Origin of the sequence: Devosia sp. Root105 (assembly GCF_001424865.1) — a bacterium.
Taxonomy (GTDB): Bacteria; Pseudomonadota; Alphaproteobacteria; order Rhizobiales; family Devosiaceae; genus Devosia_A.
In genome coordinates, this window is sequence record NZ_LMCR01000016.1 from 1 (window position 1) to 15,871 (window position 15,871).

The 15,871-nt window shown below is 64.8% G+C and carries 13 protein-coding genes; 8 read left to right on the forward strand and 5 right to left on the reverse strand.

The window, feature by feature from the left end; genetic code table 11:
- Positions 1-190: 190 nt before the first annotated feature.
- Both ASC68_RS16005 and ASC68_RS16010 read right to left on the reverse strand, forming a co-directional pair.
- Positions 191-682 (reverse strand): nicotinamide-nucleotide amidohydrolase family protein, encoded by a 492-nt coding sequence (locus ASC68_RS16005; RefSeq protein ID WP_055881320.1) that lies wholly within the window; start codon positions 680-682, stop codon positions 191-193.
- Position 683: 1 nt separating this feature from the next.
- On the reverse strand, positions 684-1,877 hold the full coding sequence (locus ASC68_RS16010; protein WP_055881322.1) for a bifunctional 2-C-methyl-D-erythritol 4-phosphate cytidylyltransferase/2-C-methyl-D-erythritol 2,4-cyclodiphosphate synthase: 1,194 nt from the start codon (positions 1,875-1,877) through the stop codon (positions 684-686).
- 214 nt (positions 1,878-2,091) lie between these two features.
- Here ASC68_RS16010 and dusB point away from each other — a divergent pair, with 214 nt between their 5' ends.
- The 7 genes from dusB (at position 2,092) to hflX (ending at position 11,413) form a co-directional block, all read left to right on the forward strand.
- Positions 2,092-3,051, forward strand: a complete 960-nt coding sequence (gene dusB / locus ASC68_RS16015; RefSeq protein ID WP_282569962.1) for a tRNA dihydrouridine synthase DusB — start codon at positions 2,092-2,094, stop codon at positions 3,049-3,051.
- The gene (locus tag ASC68_RS16020; protein ID WP_055881328.1) at positions 3,048-4,184 is read left to right on the forward strand and encodes an ATP-binding protein; all 1,137 of its coding nucleotides are present in this window, start codon (positions 3,048-3,050) and stop codon (positions 4,182-4,184) included. The genes dusB and ASC68_RS16020 overlap by 4 nt, the downstream gene beginning before the upstream one ends.
- Positions 4,181-5,629, forward strand: a complete 1,449-nt coding sequence (gene ntrC / locus ASC68_RS16025) for a nitrogen regulation protein NR(I) (RefSeq protein ID WP_055881331.1) — start codon at positions 4,181-4,183, stop codon at positions 5,627-5,629. Before ASC68_RS16020 ends, ntrC begins: the two co-directional genes overlap by 4 nt.
- Before the next feature lie 188 nt (positions 5,630-5,817).
- Positions 5,818-8,211 (forward strand): PAS domain-containing sensor histidine kinase, encoded by a 2,394-nt coding sequence (locus tag ASC68_RS16030; RefSeq protein WP_055881334.1) that lies wholly within the window; start codon positions 5,818-5,820, stop codon positions 8,209-8,211.
- The gene (locus ASC68_RS16035; RefSeq protein WP_055881337.1) at positions 8,211-9,590 is read left to right on the forward strand and encodes a sigma-54 dependent transcriptional regulator; all 1,380 of its coding nucleotides are present in this window, start codon (positions 8,211-8,213) and stop codon (positions 9,588-9,590) included. The genes ASC68_RS16030 and ASC68_RS16035 overlap by 1 nt, the downstream gene beginning before the upstream one ends.
- Before the next feature lie 183 nt (positions 9,591-9,773).
- Positions 9,774-10,022: an RNA chaperone Hfq gene (hfq, locus tag ASC68_RS16040; protein WP_055881338.1), complete on the forward strand. Its 249-nt coding sequence runs from the start codon at positions 9,774-9,776 to the stop codon at positions 10,020-10,022.
- A gap of 8 nt (positions 10,023-10,030) precedes the next feature.
- A complete protein-coding gene (gene hflX / locus ASC68_RS16045; protein ID WP_055881341.1) occupies positions 10,031-11,413 on the forward strand; it encodes a GTPase HflX in 1,383 nt (460 codons plus the stop codon).
- On the opposite strand, the gene ASC68_RS16050 is transcribed toward hflX, so the two are convergent.
- Genes ASC68_RS16050 through ASC68_RS16060 form a run of 3 tightly spaced genes read right to left on the reverse strand, consistent with a single transcriptional unit; the run spans position 11,399 to position 13,797 of the window.
- Entirely contained in the window at positions 11,399-12,226 is an 828-nt protein-coding gene (locus ASC68_RS16050; protein ID WP_055881344.1) for a hypothetical protein, read from the reverse strand. The genes hflX and ASC68_RS16050 overlap by 15 nt on opposite strands.
- Before the next feature lie 18 nt (positions 12,227-12,244).
- Entirely contained in the window at positions 12,245-13,051 is an 807-nt protein-coding gene (gene mazG / locus ASC68_RS16055) for a nucleoside triphosphate pyrophosphohydrolase (protein WP_055881346.1), read from the reverse strand.
- Positions 13,052-13,059: 8 nt separating this feature from the next.
- The gene (locus ASC68_RS16060; protein ID WP_055881348.1) at positions 13,060-13,797 is read right to left on the reverse strand and encodes a hypothetical protein; all 738 of its coding nucleotides are present in this window, start codon (positions 13,795-13,797) and stop codon (positions 13,060-13,062) included.
- 287 nt (positions 13,798-14,084) lie between these two features.
- Between ASC68_RS16060 and ASC68_RS16065 the strand changes: the two genes are divergently transcribed.
- A complete protein-coding gene (locus ASC68_RS16065; RefSeq protein WP_156384541.1) occupies positions 14,085-15,650 on the forward strand; it encodes a hypothetical protein in 1,566 nt (521 codons plus the stop codon).
- The last annotated feature ends 221 nt before the right edge of the window (positions 15,651-15,871 follow it).

Consider the following 15,871-nt stretch of genomic DNA (forward strand, 5'->3'; position numbering starts at 1 on the left):
AGGCGACCCGAGCCAGCTTACGGTCGCTTCGACCTGGGACCCAACGGTCTGCCTCCCGACACCCATCTAACCACAAGCTCGACACACAGGGACCCATCCAACCGCCTGTGCTGTGGCAAGTTGGATCCCAGCTCGCTGGGATAACACCGGTCATGGTTGGACAATCGTAGCCGAACAGGCCGCCCCAAACCTACGCCTTCGCCGCCTTCAGCAGCAGCTTCAGCGCCTGCACCACGGTGGCGTGCCGCACTTCGTCGCGGTTGCCGGGAAACACCTTCTTGAGGTGGGTGGTACCGGCCTCGGTGGCGACCGAAAAATGCACCAGCCCGACCGGCTTGTCGGCGCTGCCGCCGGTGGGGCCGGCAATGCCGGTGACCGCCACCGCCACATGGGTGCCGGCAGCGCCGATCGCCCCGTCGGCCATCGCCATCGCAACTTCCTTCGATACAGCGCCGAACTGCTTCAGCAGCCCGAACGGCACCCCGATCATCGAGATCTTGGCCTCGTTGGCGTAGCTGACGAAGCCGCCATAGACCACGTCGGACGAGCCAGAGATGGCGGTCAGCGCTCCGGCGATCAGCCCGCCGGTGCAGCTCTCGGCGGTCGCGACGGTCATCCCGGCGGCCTTGAGGGCGGCAACGGTTTCCTCAGCGAGGGCGGCGATATCGTCGGGCAGCTTCATCTCAGTCTTCTCTGGGCAGTTCGATGCTGGCGCTGGCCATGGCGACGATGCCTTCGCCGCGGCCGGTGAAACCGAGTTGTTCGCTGGTGGTGGCCTTGATGGCCACCCGGCCGGTCGAAATGCCGCAAACCGCGCCGATGGCAGCCTTCATCGCCTCGACATGCGGTCCGACCCGCGGCGCCTCGCAGACGATGGTGATGTCGAGGTTGACGATCCGGCCGCGCCGCTCGGCGACAAGGCCGGCGGCATGCTTCAGGAAGATCGAGGAGGCCGCGCCCTTCCACTGTGGGTCGGAAGGCGGAAAATGCTTGCCGATATCGCCTTCGCCCAGCGCGCCATAGATGGCGTCGGTCAGCGCGTGCAGCGCCACGTCGGCATCGGAGTGGCCCCTGAGCTTATGGGTGTGCGCGATCTCGACCCCGCCCAGCCAGACCGAACTGCCGGTGTCGAACGGGTGAACATCGAAGCCGGTGCCGATGCGGGTTTCCATGGCCGTCTCCTTGCCCAGCAGGCGCTCGGCGCGGGCGAAATCCTCGGGGTGGGTGATCTTGAGGTTATGCGTGCTGCCTGGCGTCAGCGCGACGCTGAGCCCGGCCCATTCGGCGATCGCTGCATCGTCGGTGAACTCACGCGGCATCCGACCAGCGCGGAGGTGGGCCGAGAGTATCTGCGGGAAGCGAAACCCCTGCGGGGTCTGCGCCGCGAACAGCGTCTTGCGATCCTCGGTCGTGGTCACTGTTCGGCCGTCGACCGAACGCTTGATCGTATCGGTCACCGGCACGACGGGCAGGGCGGCCTCGCTCCCCCTCAGCGCCTCGATCACCCCACCGATCACCTCCGAAGAGACGAGCGGTCGCGCCGCATCCTGGATCAGCACCAGGTCGGGGCGCCTGGCGCTCAGCGCCGTGAGCCCTGCCAGCACCGAGGCCTGCCGCGTCTCGCCCCCGGTGACGGGCGGCAGCAGGCGCGGGTCGGCAAGGCCGAGCGCCGCATAGCGATCGACTTGTTCGGAGTGGATGACCGGCACTACCCAGTTGATATCCTCACGCCGCAGAAATGCCGCGATGCTGCGGCTTAGCACCGGTGTGCCGGCGAGATCGCGGTATTGCTTCGGGCTGGTGTCGCCGGCGCTGCTGGCGCGCTCTCCGCGCCCGGCAGCGACCACGATCACGGCAATGGTTCTGGTGCCTGTCATTGTCTTTTCATATCGCGCGCTTAGTGGCGCGGGCTTGGTCTACCGGCGGCTTTTCCCCGCAGCAAGCCCGGCACCGAACATTGCGCAATAGGGCGAGATATGTGGTTGCGCGCCGCCCGCTTTTGACTATTCTGCGGGCATTTCGTGGAAATGAGCAAATCTGGGGCAGGGTGTGTCTGATATTGCCTGCACATTGAGCATTGCTGGTCATGAGTTGCCAAACCGCGCCTTTCTGGCGCCGATGGCCGGGATCACCGACGCGCCGATGCGGAAACTCGCCGAGCGCTTTGGCGCCGGCCTCGTCGTCTCGGAGATGATCGCCAGCAACGCGCTGGCCACCAACAATGACGACATGGTGCGCCGGCTCAACAAATCCGGCTCGCTGCCGCATGTCGTGCAGCTCGCCGGGTGCGAAGCGCAATGGATGCGGAAGGGCGCCGAGATCGCCTACGCGGCCGGCGCCGATATCATTGATATCAACATGGGCTGCCCCTCCAAACGTGTCACTAACGGCTATGCCGGCTCGGCGCTGATGCGGGTGCCCGATGAAGCCCTGAAGCTGATCGACGCCGTGGTTGCCGCGACACCGCTGCCGGTGACCGTGAAGATGCGGCTCGGCTGGGACGAGGATAGCCTCAATGCCGCCGACCTGGCGCGGCGTGCCGTCGATGCCGGAGCGCAGATGATCACCGTCCACGGCCGCACCCGGCAGCAGTTCTACAAGGGCGAGGCGCGCTGGAACCTGGTGCGCCCGGTGGTCGAGGCGGTGAGTGTTCCGGTGGTCGTCAACGGCGATATCACCACTATTGCCGCGGCACGCGAGGCGCTGGAGCAATCCGGCGCCGCCGCCGTGATGATCGGCCGCGGGGCGCAGGGCCAGCCCTGGTCGGTCGGACAGATCGGTGCGCAGCTGGCTGGGCGGGAGCCCGAGGCCGCACCGACTGGCGCAGAGCTGGCCGAACTGGTCGCTGAGCATTACGACGCCATGCTGACCGATTACGGCACCCAGCTCGGGGTGCGCGTCGCCCGCAAGCATCTCGATTGGTATCTCGAGGCGGCCAACATCGTGCTGGACAAGCCGGTCCGCAGCCAGCTGCTCAATGCGCTGGAGCCGGCCGAGGTCAGCAAGATGATCGGCGACATCTACTCCGGCGACTGGAGGCTCGCGGCATGAGCAAGGTTCCGCCGCCGGCCCTCAGCACTGCCGTGCTGCAGGCGTTGCCACAGCCCGTCATCGTCTGCAGCGAAGACCGTACCATCGTCTTCGTCAATTATGCTGCCGAGGCGTTCTTCGGGGCCTCGCAGAGCGTCTTGTCGCGCCAGCGGCTCGACGACCTCATCGCCTTCGGCTCGCCCATCATCGGCCTGATGCAGGCCGTCGCCGATCGTCGCGGCCCGATGACCGAGTACCGCGTGCGCGTCGGCTCCTCGCGCTTCTCCGACGTCGGCGACGATCGGGTGGTCGACGTCTTCGCCTCGCCGCTCTCCGATGCCGACGGCCGTATCGCGCTCTTGTTCCAGGAGCGCACCATGGCCGACAAGATCGACAGGCAACTGGTCAGCCGCGGCGCGGCGCGCTCGGTCACCGGCCTCGCCTCGATGCTGGCCCATGAGATCAAGAACCCGCTCTCGGGCATCCGTGGTGCGGCGCAGCTGCTCGAGCAGAGCGTCACGGCCGACGAGCTGCCGCTGGCGCGCCTGGTTCGCGACGAGGTTGACCGCATCGTCGACCTGATCGACCGCGTCGAGGTGTTCGGCGACGATCGGCCGATCGAACGCGAGCCGATCAATATCCACGTCATCCTCGACCGGGTGAAGCTCCTCGCCAAGAACGGCGTCGCCAGGGGCATTTCCTTCCATGAGGAGTATGATCCGTCGCTCCCGCCGCTCGGCGGCAACCGCGATCAGCTCATCCAGGTGTTCCTCAATCTGGTGAAGAACGCCGCGGAAGCCCTTGAGCGGACACCGAAACCTGAAATCCGATTCTCGACGGCGTTCCGCCCGGGCATCCGCATTTCAGTGCAGGGTGTGTCGGAGCGGATCTCGCTGCCGCTCGAGATCGTCATCGAGGATAACGGTCCCGGCGTGCCGCCCGACCTGGTGCCGATCCTGTTCGATCCGTTCGTTACCACCAAGGCCAACGGCTCGGGACTTGGCCTCGCGCTGGTCGCCAAGATCATCGGCGACCATGGCGGCGTCGTCGACATGGACAGCCGGCCCGGTCGCACCCGCTTCCGCATCCTGCTGCCGGTCGCCGCCAAGAGCACCATGACTGAGACTGTCTCCCAAGAGGTTCCGGCCGAATGAGCCATACTATCCTGCTCGCCGACGACGATGCCGCGATCCGCATGGTGCTGAACCAGGCGCTGACCCGGGCCGGTTACGAGGTGCGCCCGACCGGCAACCTTTCGACCATGTGGAACTGGGTGAGCCGCGGGGAAGGGGACCTGCTGATCACCGATGTGGCGATGCCCGACGGCAACGCCTTCGACATCATGCCCAAGATCAAGAAGCTGCGTCCCGATCTGCCGATGGTGGTGATGAGCGCGCAGAACACCTTCATGACGGCGATCCGGGCCAACGAAGTCGGCGCCTACGAGTACCTGCCGAAGCCGTTCGACATCACCGAGGTGCTCTCGGTGGTCGGGCGGGCGCTGGCCGACGCCAAGAAGGCCTCTCCTACCGAAAAGAAGGCGGATGAGCCGGGCGAGACCATGCCGCTGGTCGGCCGCTCGCCGGCCATGCAAGACATCTACCGCGCCCTGGCGCGGCTGATGCAGACCGATCTGACGGTGATGATCACCGGCGAGAGCGGTACCGGCAAGGAGCTGGTGGCGCGGGCGCTGCACAATTTCGGCAAGCGCCGTAATGGCCCCTTCGTCGCCATCAACATGGCGGCCATCCCGCGCGACCTGATCGAAGCCGAGCTGTTCGGGCACGAGAAGGGCGCCTTTACCGGCGCGACCGCCCGTTCTTCCGGCCGCTTCGAACAGGCCGAAGGCGGCACGCTGTTCCTCGACGAGATCGGCGACATGCCGATGGATGCCCAGACCCGACTGCTGCGCGTGCTGCAGGAGGGCGAGTACACCATGGTCGGCGGCCGCACGCCGATCAAATCCAACGTCCGGATCGTCGCCGCGACGCACCGCGATTTGAGCCAGATGATCCGTCAGGGCCTGTTCCGCGAGGATCTCTACTACCGGCTCAACGTCGTGCCGATCCGCCTGCCGCCGCTGCGCGAGCGCGTCGACGACATCAACGACCTGGTGCAGCACTTCCTCCGCGCCGCGCAGCGCGAGGGCGAACCGGTCAAGACCATCTCTGCCGACGCCATCCGGCTGATGCACAACTACTCCTGGCCGGGGAACATCCGCGAGCTGGAGAACCTGGTGCGTCGCCTGTCGGCGCTCTACGCTGACGAGAACATCTCGCTCGAGATCGTGCAGAGCGAGCTCAACCTTGCCGACCGCCAGCCGGTGCAGAGCAGCAATGGGCCGGTGGACGTTTCGACCGCGGTCGAAACCCACGTCGCCCAGGTGCTGCGCGAGTATGAGCCGAACCTGCCGCCGGCGGGGCTCTACCAGCGCGTGCTCGACCGGGTCGAAGCGCCGCTGATTGCCATGGCGCTCAATGCCTGCGGTGGTAACCAGATCCGGGCCGCCGACCTGCTCGGTCTGAACCGCAACACGCTGCGCAAGAAAATCCGGGCGCACTCGATCGAGATCGTCAAGCAGTCGCGCCGCCAAGGCTGACAGCGCGCTGATCCATCACTTTGCCGAGGCGGCCGCAGTCGGCTGTTGCGAAAATGCATCGACGGGACTACTCAAGCCAGTAAGTTGCTCTGGCGCCACTCCCTGGTGTCACATTTTGGCAACAATTGTCTTGAAGGGTGAATCGGTGGGCGAGGCCGCCCGCGATCCGTCCACAACCCGGCTTCTGGATGCACGACGCAACGCTCACCGGCGACGCACCACCCGAGTCGATTCCCGCGCCGTCCTCGGCACGGTCCCGTCCGCTGTTGTTCGGGGATACCGGCCGCAAGGCCATCCGCACCATCGGCCTGATCATCGTCCTCTTGTCGGTTTTCGTGTCGTCTGGCTCGTTCCTGATCATGACCGGCGCGACGGATATCGAGCCGACCCCCGAGGTCTGGACGGTCATCTGGGTGATCAACGGCCTGCTGGTGGTTTCGGTGGTGGCGCTGGTGCTGACCGAAGCGACGCTGCTGGTTCAGGCGCGGGTGCGCGGGCAGGCCGGCGCCGGATTGCAGGTCCGCATGGTGGCGATGTTCGCCACAGTGGCTGCCGTTCCGGCCTTGCTGGTGGCGGTCGTCGCCATGATTTCGCTGAACCAGGGCCTCGACCAGTGGTTCTCCGAACGCACGCGCACCATGGTGGAGAGCTCGCGCCTTGTCGCCCGCTCGTATCTGCTCGAACATTCGCAGGTGCTGCGCGATGACATCATCTGGGTCGCCAACGAGCTGGAGCAGGCGCGCGGCACTTTCGAGACCGATCGCACCAAATTCCAGCGCATCCTGACTGCTCTGGCGGTAACGCGCTCGCTGCCGTTCACCTCGCTGATCTCGGCCGACGGCGACACCCTGATGAAGGCGCAGATCAACGCGCCGGGCACCGCGCCGCGGGTGCCCGCCGGCCTGACGCAGGGCGTGGTCGAGGGGACGCCGACCGAAATCGGCCCGGGCCGCACCAATCTCGTCGGCTCGGTGGTGAAGCTGCGCGGCTACGACAACACCTACCTGTTCGTGGCCCGCCCGGTCGACCCGGAGGTGCTGGAATTCACCCGGCTTACCGACGCCAACATCACCGAATACCGCAATTACGAGAGCAACCGGCTGGTCTTCCAGATCACCTTTACGCTGATGTATATCGGCATGGCGCTGGTGCTGCTGCTCGCGGCGGTGTGGATCGGCATCGCGCTCGCCAACCGCTTCGTCGACCCGATCCGTAACCTGATGATCGCCTCGAGCCGCGTCTCCGAGGGCGATCTCGATGTGCGGGTGCCGGTGCAGGAGGGCAGGGGCGACCTGCGCGATCTTTCCTCCCGCTTCAACACCATGACGCAGCAGCTGAAAACGCAGCGCGTCGCCCTGGTCGAGGCCAACGAGACCAACGAGAAGCGCCGTCAGTTCACCGAGGCCGTGGTGGAAGGCGTGTCCGCCGGCATCGTCGGGCTCGATCCGTTCGGCGCCATCACGCTGGTGAACCTGCGTGCCGCCGAGATGGTCGGCTCCGATGAAATCTCGCTGGTCGGCAAGCGCATCGACGAGGTGATCCCGGGCCTCGCGCCGGTGATCGAGCGCGCCAAGTCGGCGCGCCGCGGCACCATCCGCGACCAGATCGAGATCGGCTCGGGCCCGGACTACCGCACCTACCAGGTGCAGCTGACCCGCGAGGGCACGATGACCGAGTCCAAGGGGTTCGTCGTGACGCTCGACGACATTACCGACCTGCTCTCGGCCCAGCGCACCGGCGCCTGGGCCGACGTGGCGCGCCGCATCGCGCACGAGATCAAGAACCCGCTGACCCCGATCCAGCTCAGCGCCGAACGCCTGCGCCGCCGCTATGCCAGTAAACTCGCCGACGACTTCGAAGTCTTCGACAAGTGCATCAACACCATCATCCGGCAGGTGGGCGATATCGGCCGCATGGTCGACGAGTTCTCCTCGTTCGCGCGCATGCCCGAAGCCAAGCTGGAAAAGGGTAACCTGACCGAGTCGATCCGCCAGGCAGTGTTCCTCGAGAGCGTCCGCCTGCCGGAAGTGACCATCAATATGGAGCTGCCCGAGCAGCCGATCACTGCGTGGTTCGACAATCGGCTGATCAGCCAGGTGCTGACCAACCTGATCAAGAACGCCGTCGAGGCGATCGAAGGCGCCGGGCTCGAAGGCATCAAGAATCCGGTGATCACCGTCGAGGCCGGCCCTGAAGGGGACATGGTTCGGCTGTCCATCTCCGACAACGGCAAGGGCTGGCCGAAGGAAAACCGGCACCGGCTGCTCGAACCCTATGTTACGACGCGCGAGAAGGGCACGGGGCTCGGCCTCGCGATTGTCGCCAAGATCATTGAACAGCACGGCGGCAAGGTCGATCTGATCGACGCCGAGCCGGACGAGAACGGGCGCATCGGCGCCTGCTTTACCTTCACCTTGCCGCTCAAGCGGCCGGGCGAAACGGACGACGGGGAGCCAGCAGCTCCTCAGACGGTGGCGGGGCAGCAGACCGCTACCGAGACCACGAATGACGCAGCGGGTGGGGCAGACCCTGACAGCGGACAGCAAGAGGAGCCGCAATTGCAAGCGGTTGATAATACCTGATGGCCCTCGACATTCTCATTATCGATGACGAGGACGACATCCGCGACCTGATCGCGGGTATCCTCGAGGACGAGGGCTACCAGACCCGGCAGGCGCATGACGCCGATTCCGGGCTGAACGAGATCGCCCGGCGCCGGCCGAGCCTGGTGTTCCTGGATATCTGGATGCAGGGCAGCCGTCTCGACGGCCTGCAACTGCTGGATGAGTTCCAGAGCCAGCACCCGGATATGCCGGTGGTCATGATCTCGGGGCACGGCAATGTCGAAACGGCGGTGAGCGCCATCCGGCGCGGCGCCTACGACTATATCGAGAAGCCGTTCAAGGTGGATCGGCTGCTGCTGATCACCCAGCGTGCCATGGAGGCGGCCCGCCTCAAGAACGAGGTGGCCGATCTCCGCGAGCGCTCGAACAAGACCGTCGAACTGGTCGGCAACTCGCAGGCCATGCAGGCGGTAAAGGGCGTCATCGAAAAATCGGCGCCGACCAACTCGCGCATCTTCATCTCAGGCTCCTCCGGCACCGGCAAGGGCCTCTCGGCGCGGCTGATCCACCAGCGCAGCGCCCGGGCCGAAGCGCCGTTCGTCGAGATCAACTGCTCGCTCTACTCGCCCGAGGAAGTGGCGGTCGTGCTGTTCGGCCGCGAAACCCGCGAGAAGACCGGGACGCTGCGGACCGAGGTCGGGGCGCTCGAGAAGGCGCATGGCGGCACGCTCTACCTCTCCGAGGTGGCGGCCCTGCCGCAGGCAGCCCAGCAGGCGCTGCTGCGGACGCTGGTCGAGAGCAAGTTCAACCGGGTCGGCGGCGCCGTAGCCGTGCCGATCGACGTGCGCATCATCTCGTCGAGCTCGCAGAACGTCGCCGGCCTGATCGAGGACGGGCAGTTCCGTTCCGACCTGTTCCACCGCTTGTCGATCGTGCCGTTGCACCTGACGCCGCTGAAGGAGCGCCGTGAGGACATTCCGCCGCTGGTCGAGGTGTTCATCGAACAGGTCTGCCGGCTGCACAACCTCAAGAGCCTGTCGATCGGCGACGATGCCGTGGCAGTGCTGCAGGGCCAGGATTGGCCGGGCAATGCCCGCCAGCTGCGCAACTCGATCGAGCGGCTGCTGATCCTCGTCAAGGACCAGACCCCCGCCGACGGTATGATCACCGCAGCGATGCTGCCGCCCGATATCGGCGAAGTGCTGCCGACCGTCGGCGACAGCGACTCGTCGGCCCACCTGATGAGCCTGCCGCTGCGCGACGCCCGCGAAGTGTTCGAGCGGCAATACCTGATGGCGCAGATCGAGCGGTTCGGTGGCAACATCTCCAAGACCGCCGAGTTCGTCGGCATGGAGCGCAGCGCTTTGCATCGCAAAATCAAGTCGCTAGGACTCTAACCACGCGCTCAGGTGCCATGCGCGTGTACGGGTAGGCACTAAGATTCTTCTGTGCCATACTTCAAAGGCGATGGGAGAGTGACCATAAAAGGGGGCAGGGGCGGTGGCGGCCGTTGTTCCCATCAACAGGGCGTGGCCGTTGGCTTGCGGCCCGCGTAACATCCCGCGAGAAGAGGCCAACGAATGCCCAGCGAAAAGACCCAGAACCTCCAGGACGCGTTCCTCAACCATGTCCGCAAGCAGAAGGTGCCGGTCACGATCTTTCTCGTGAACGGCGTCAAGCTGCAGGGCGTGATCACCTGGTTCGACAATTTCTGCCTGCTCTTGAGACGCGATGCGCAATCGCAGCTCGTCTATAAGCACGCCATCTCGACCATCATGCCGGGCGCTCCGATCCAGCTGTTCGATCCCGAGCACACCGCCGAGGACTGAGACAAAACTTGAGCGATGACTTCGACGACGAGGCCGCCCGCAAGGGCGGCCCACAGGCATTCATAGACCAGCGTTCCGCGCCGACCCGCGTGGGCCTCGTCATTCCCGATGTCCGCGGCCGCGCCACCACCCACAGTATCGAGGCCCGCAAGGCCGAGTTCGAGGGCCTGGCCAGCGCCATCCGCGTGGAGATCGTGTTCTCCGAGATCGCCAAGGTGCGCGAGATCAAGCCCGCGACCTTCATCGGCGGCGGCCATGTCGAGGAGATCGCCAAGCGGGTGAAGGAGGAGGAGATCGAGCTCCTGCTCGTCGACACCGCCTTGCATCCGATTCAGCAGCGCAACCTCGAGAAGGAAACTGGCGCCAAGGTGCTGGACCGCACCGGGCTGATCCTCGAGATTTTCGGCGAGCGCGCCGCCACCCGCGAGGGTGTGCTGCAGGTCGAGCTGGCCCATCTCAACTATCAGAAGAGCCGGCTGGTCCGCAGCTGGACCCACCTCGAGCGCCAGCGTGGCTCGGGCGGTTTCGGCTTCATGGGCGGCCCGGGCGAGACCCAGCTGGAAAGCGATCGCCGGCAGTTGCAGGACCGCATCAAGATGCTCGAAGAGCGCATCGAGAAGGTGCGCCAGACCCGCGGCCAGCAGAAGGGCCGGCGCGACGCCGTGCCGTTCCAGGTGGTAGCGCTGGTCGGTTACACCAATGCCGGTAAATCCAGCATATTCAATGCGCTGACCGGGGCAGGGGTGTTCGCCAAGGACCTGCTGTTCGCCACCCTCGATACCACCGTCCGCAAGATCGGCTTGCCGCATGGCCGCGAGGTGATGCTGTCGGATACGGTTGGCTTTGTCTCCGACCTGCCGACCGACCTGATCGCTGCCTTCCGCGCTACCCTCGAAGAGGTGCTGGAAGCCCATGTCATCCTGCATGTCCGCGATGTCGCCAACCCCGACCATGCGGCGCAGGCGCAGGACGTGCTTAAGGTGCTGGAGGAACTCGGCATGTCGGCCGAGACCACCCCGATCATCGAGGTGTGGAACAAGGTGGATCTCCTCGAGCGCGATGCCGACGGCACCTATCCGGCGCTGGCGACGCTGTCGCCGCTCGGTAAGGTCGCCGCGTCCGTGCCGGTGTCGGCGCAGACCGGCGAGGGGCTCGATAGGCTGCTCGATACCATTGAGAAGGTGCTGGCCGGGCAGGGGCGGACCTACCGCGTGTTGGTGCCCCATACCGCCGGCGCCGATGTCGGCTGGCTCTACGGCCACGCCGAGATCATCGGCAAGGACGAGCCGGACGAGAACGGGCAGGTTTACGAGGTCCGGGTCGAGGCCCGGCACAAGAACGCCTTCACCGAACGCTTCGCCGGCCGCATCGAAGGGTCAGACGCCGCCTGAGCGGCCGAGCTGGATATGCAGGTGGTCGTCGTGGCGCGCCGCCCGGCAACCCTGGAAGCGGATGTGGCTTGAGTTGACGCCCAGCGCCTGCTTGAGGTGCGGCTCGATGAACACTGATCGGACACCGAAGCGCGTCACGCCCGCTGTCGCCAGCCAGCGCAGGGCCGCGCCGGTGCGTTGTGGTTCGAGGCGGTAGTTCGGAAATAGTGGCTGCAGCGCGTCCAGGTCCCAGCGCAGGCTGAGCCCGTCTTGCTGCGCCGGGCAGGGCAGCACATCACCGGTTGCTGGCTGCTCGAAGGCGAAGTAGCCGATCGGTGAACGGGTCACGCCGTTGCGAAACCTGCCCTCGGCATCCTCGTAGTAGTAGGCGACATCGAGAGCCCGGCCGTTGCCGTGCGACAGGTGCGGCAGCAGCGGAAAGCCGTCGAGGAATGGAAAGCTGCCATCGACGACGAGGGTGGTTGTCCCCGGAAACTCCGCATCGACATGCTCGGCAAGTGCAAGAGCGACCTCGCGCAACTCCGGGGCGACGTAGTTGCGGTTCAGCACGCAATAGAGCGGAGACTGGGCGGCGAGCGTTTCTCCATTGCCGGCAAGGCACGGCAGGGGAACACGACCAAAGCTCGGCGCGACGAGCATCGCGATGATCGACGCAGCGCCATAGCACAACAGGAACAGGCCGAGCCGCAGCGCCTCGTGGCGCACTCGCAGCAGCCGCGCCAGGCCCAGGGCGACGAGATAGGCCAGGCCACCGATCTGCGTGACCAACGTCAAGAGGACGAAGATCAGCAGGCGAGCGACAAGCCGGAGCATCGCTCGCGGCCCCGACGCTTAGCCGCGCTCCCTGGCCCTGATCTCGTTCCAGTAGCCGTCCAGCCGCTCGAGGCCGGCTTCCGCCAGCGGCACGGCGTCCTCGCTGGCGCGGGTTTCGACGTAGCGGAAGCGGCGGTCAAATTTGACGTTGGCGTCGCGCAGCGCGGATTCACCTTCGACACCGAGTTTGCGGGCGAGATTAGCGGCGGCGAACAGCAGGTCGCCCAGTTCCTCCTGGATCTCAGCGGTGTTGCCGGCTTCCGCCGCGGCGGCCACTTCGTCCAGTTCTTCGCGGACCTTTGCCAGCGTCTGCCGCCAGTCGGGCCAGTCGAACCGCACCGAGGCGGCGCGACGGCTGAGCTTTTCTGCACGGGCGAGGGCAGGCAGGGCGTGCGGTACGTCATCGAGGATGGACGAGGGGGTTTGCTTCCGCTCCGCCTTCTTCGCCCGCTCGTCGGCTTTCACCTCGTCCCACTTGGCCTTGGCGCCGCCGGCGTTGCGCGCTGCTTCCTCTCCGAACACATGAGGATGTCGGCGTATCAGCTTCTCAGTAATAGCGAAAACCACGTCGCCGATATCGAACAGGCCTTTCTCCGACGCCATCTGCGCGTGATAGACCGGCTGCAGCAGCAGGTCGCCCAGCTCCTCGCGGAGGTCAGCATAATCCTCGCGCTCGATGGCGTCGGCGACCTCGTAGGCTTCCTCGATGGTGTAGTGCCGGATGCTGGCGAAATCCTGCTCCAGATCCCACGGACAGCCGCCGTCCGGGTTACGGAGGGCGGCCATGATCTCGATGAGGCGGGAAATGTCGCGGGACGGCTGCATGGCGGATCTCAGGTGATGTCGAAGCTGACGGCGTGGTTGCCCAGGCGGCCGATCACGTGGCCGGTACCAGAGATGGGCACGAGGCCGCAGAGCGAGCCGGTGGTGACCACCGTGCCGGCCTTCAGCGGGAAGGCCGGATTCTGGTTCTTGGCATAGGCAATGAACGAGTTGAGCACGGTGCCGAACGAGTGCTTGGCCGGCGCCGACCAGATCTCTTTGCCGGCGAACTCCAGGTGTACGTCGTAATTACCGATCTCGGCGCCGGCGTCGCGATGCGAAGGATCGATGACGTAGCCATAAGCCGTGGCGTTGTCTGCGAGGCCGCCATAAGCGCCAGCGAGGCTCCGGTCGACATAACGCGTACCGCAGACCTCGATGCCGACAAAGTAGTGACTGATCGCTTCGATGATATCGATCTCGTCGCGGTTAGCGGCGTCTGTCGTGAGGTCGGTGGCCAAGACGAGGCCAACCTCGACCTCGAGCCCGACGATCGTCGGCGACGACAGCTGGAACGCGCCGCTATTGCCGACGCGCGACCGATAGATCGGCGCACAGGCGCCAAGCCCATCCGGCGTCACGATGGTCTTGAGCAGCGCCGGCGTCTCGCTGAGCGCGCCGATGGTGGCGGACTGAATGCGCAGGGCGGCAGCGCGATCGAGCGCCGCATAGGGGACAGCATCAACATCATGTCGGCCGGCACGCTGGGCCTCGATAAGCTGCTGGGTGAGGTCGGCTTCGGTCGGCATATCGCTATTCCTCCATTCGCATAAGATATATTATGGAACTAACGCGTTGACCGCTGATGTTGCGTAACCGGTTGAGCATCCCTTCCGTTCGGCATCTCACTCCCTAGCACCGCGCCACCTCAAGGCCTTTACGACCGCATACATGGCGATATCGCGACTCGCCATTGTTTTCCTGCCGCCCAGGCTCGCTAGAAGCTACGTGCGAGCATCGCGACTAGTTGGTCGCGCGGCTATCCAAGACCGCGAGAGTCTTGCTATTTGCGAACGTGGCAACAGCGGAACCCATCGTGAGCGAAAAGCAGCGCCTCTATCACCAGAAGCGTGCAGCGAAGAAACTCGGTCGGCTCGGCGAAATGCTGGCCGCAGCCGATGATGGTGACTGGCTGTTCCTCGCCTGGGCCGTAAATGTCCTTCAAACCGAATTCTCGGCCGCGGCGCGAAAGCACATTCGCTTTCCGGCTGCTGCGGCGACGGCCGCGGTTCAGTCGCCGTATGCCGTGCGCAAGTGGGAGCTCGAGACGCTGCTTGCATTGACGCTTTCGACGGCCAAATTGAACCATCGGCAGCCCTTGGTGATGGAATACGCCACCATGGCAGCGGCAATAAATCTGCTCCGAGACGTCGACAACCATGAAGGTGGCGCCAACTTGGGACCCGCTGACGTCATGTTGGAGATGGCGCGGATCGGACACCGCCAGTTCGGTTGGCAGCGTGGCTTTGCGACCACCGAGCGCGTGTACCGCTACTTCTACATCTACGGCCAGGGCAAATGCGCTGAGTACTTTGAGCATACGTATGGCCTGCCGATTGCCGATTTTATGCGCACAGGATTTTACCTCTTTGCCCAGCTTCATCATCAGCCTTGGGCGAAGCCCGTCACCGTGGACGGCATCGGCGTTGATCTTGAGCTCGTTGAACGTGCCTTGCCCCTGCTGTCACTGAATCTCATGGGCTCGCGGAACGAAAACCAGAAGCTGATTGCCCAGCTTCAAGCCGGTGCCATTGCCGCTGGGACTTCCTACTTGCCAAGCGTTTTTCGTCGCTATCCCATCGTTCGCGACGATGCTCTGGGGGCCTACATCGCGCCCCTGCCCCAACTTATCGTCCATCGGATGACCGTCGGCCTGTACTATGATGTCGCCGGCGGTCCTCAGGCCCTCCTTGCCGAGGCCAATGGACGGTTTGAATCTTACGTTGGAAAGCTGATTGCTGCCTACTATCCACGATTTGAGCTTCACCCGAGCCAATCCTACGGTAAGAAAAAGGCACGGTTGGCATCGCCAGACGTATTGGTTGGCGATGACGGACAGGTGCGCGTGGTCATCGAGTGTAAGGCGACCAAGCTTACCTACGAGGCTCAGTTCGCGCAGGATCCGATTGCCACTGCAAAGAGCGCCTTCGATCAGCTGGTCAAAGGTGTCGCACAGGTTTGGCGATTCTTCTCACACGTGCGGCGCGGCATCTATGTTGGCCCGCCTGTTGCCGGCGACGCGCAAGGAGTGCTGCTAACTCTCGACACCTGGATGCAGGCTGATGCTATTTCGCGCGACAAGGTCATAGCGCAGGCGCTTGAGCTTGTCGCCGGCGAGGCCGAGGTCATCGACGTCGACAAGCGCCCAATCGTATTCTGTTCAATGCAGGACCTTGCCGATGTGATGATCGTTTCGTCCGAAGAGCAATTCTTCGAGGCGCTGTCCAGTGCCACCGAGGCTCGCTACCACGGCTGGGATTTGATGGAAGTTCGGCGCCGTGCCGGCAACCAGAAGCCACGCGACTTTCCTCTGGAGATCGCTGATCTACTCCCGTGGTGGGCCCTCTTTCAGGGAGCTCAAGACGAAGCGAAATCGGGGTAGTCCAGGTAGCAATATTTCGCCGAATCCTCGTCTATCTCAACAGGCGAGCGACCCAGCACGAAGCGCAGGAGAGTTCAGCGGAGTTGACAGAGGCAAGGGTCGCACTGCGTAGCAGGAATTTCAGAATAATTTCAGAACGCCCTCCAGGCGGCTTCAGGACTTGGGCGCAGCCCGATGCCACCATGAAGCTGACACGGCCGGGTCTTCCCCGGTTGCGTGAT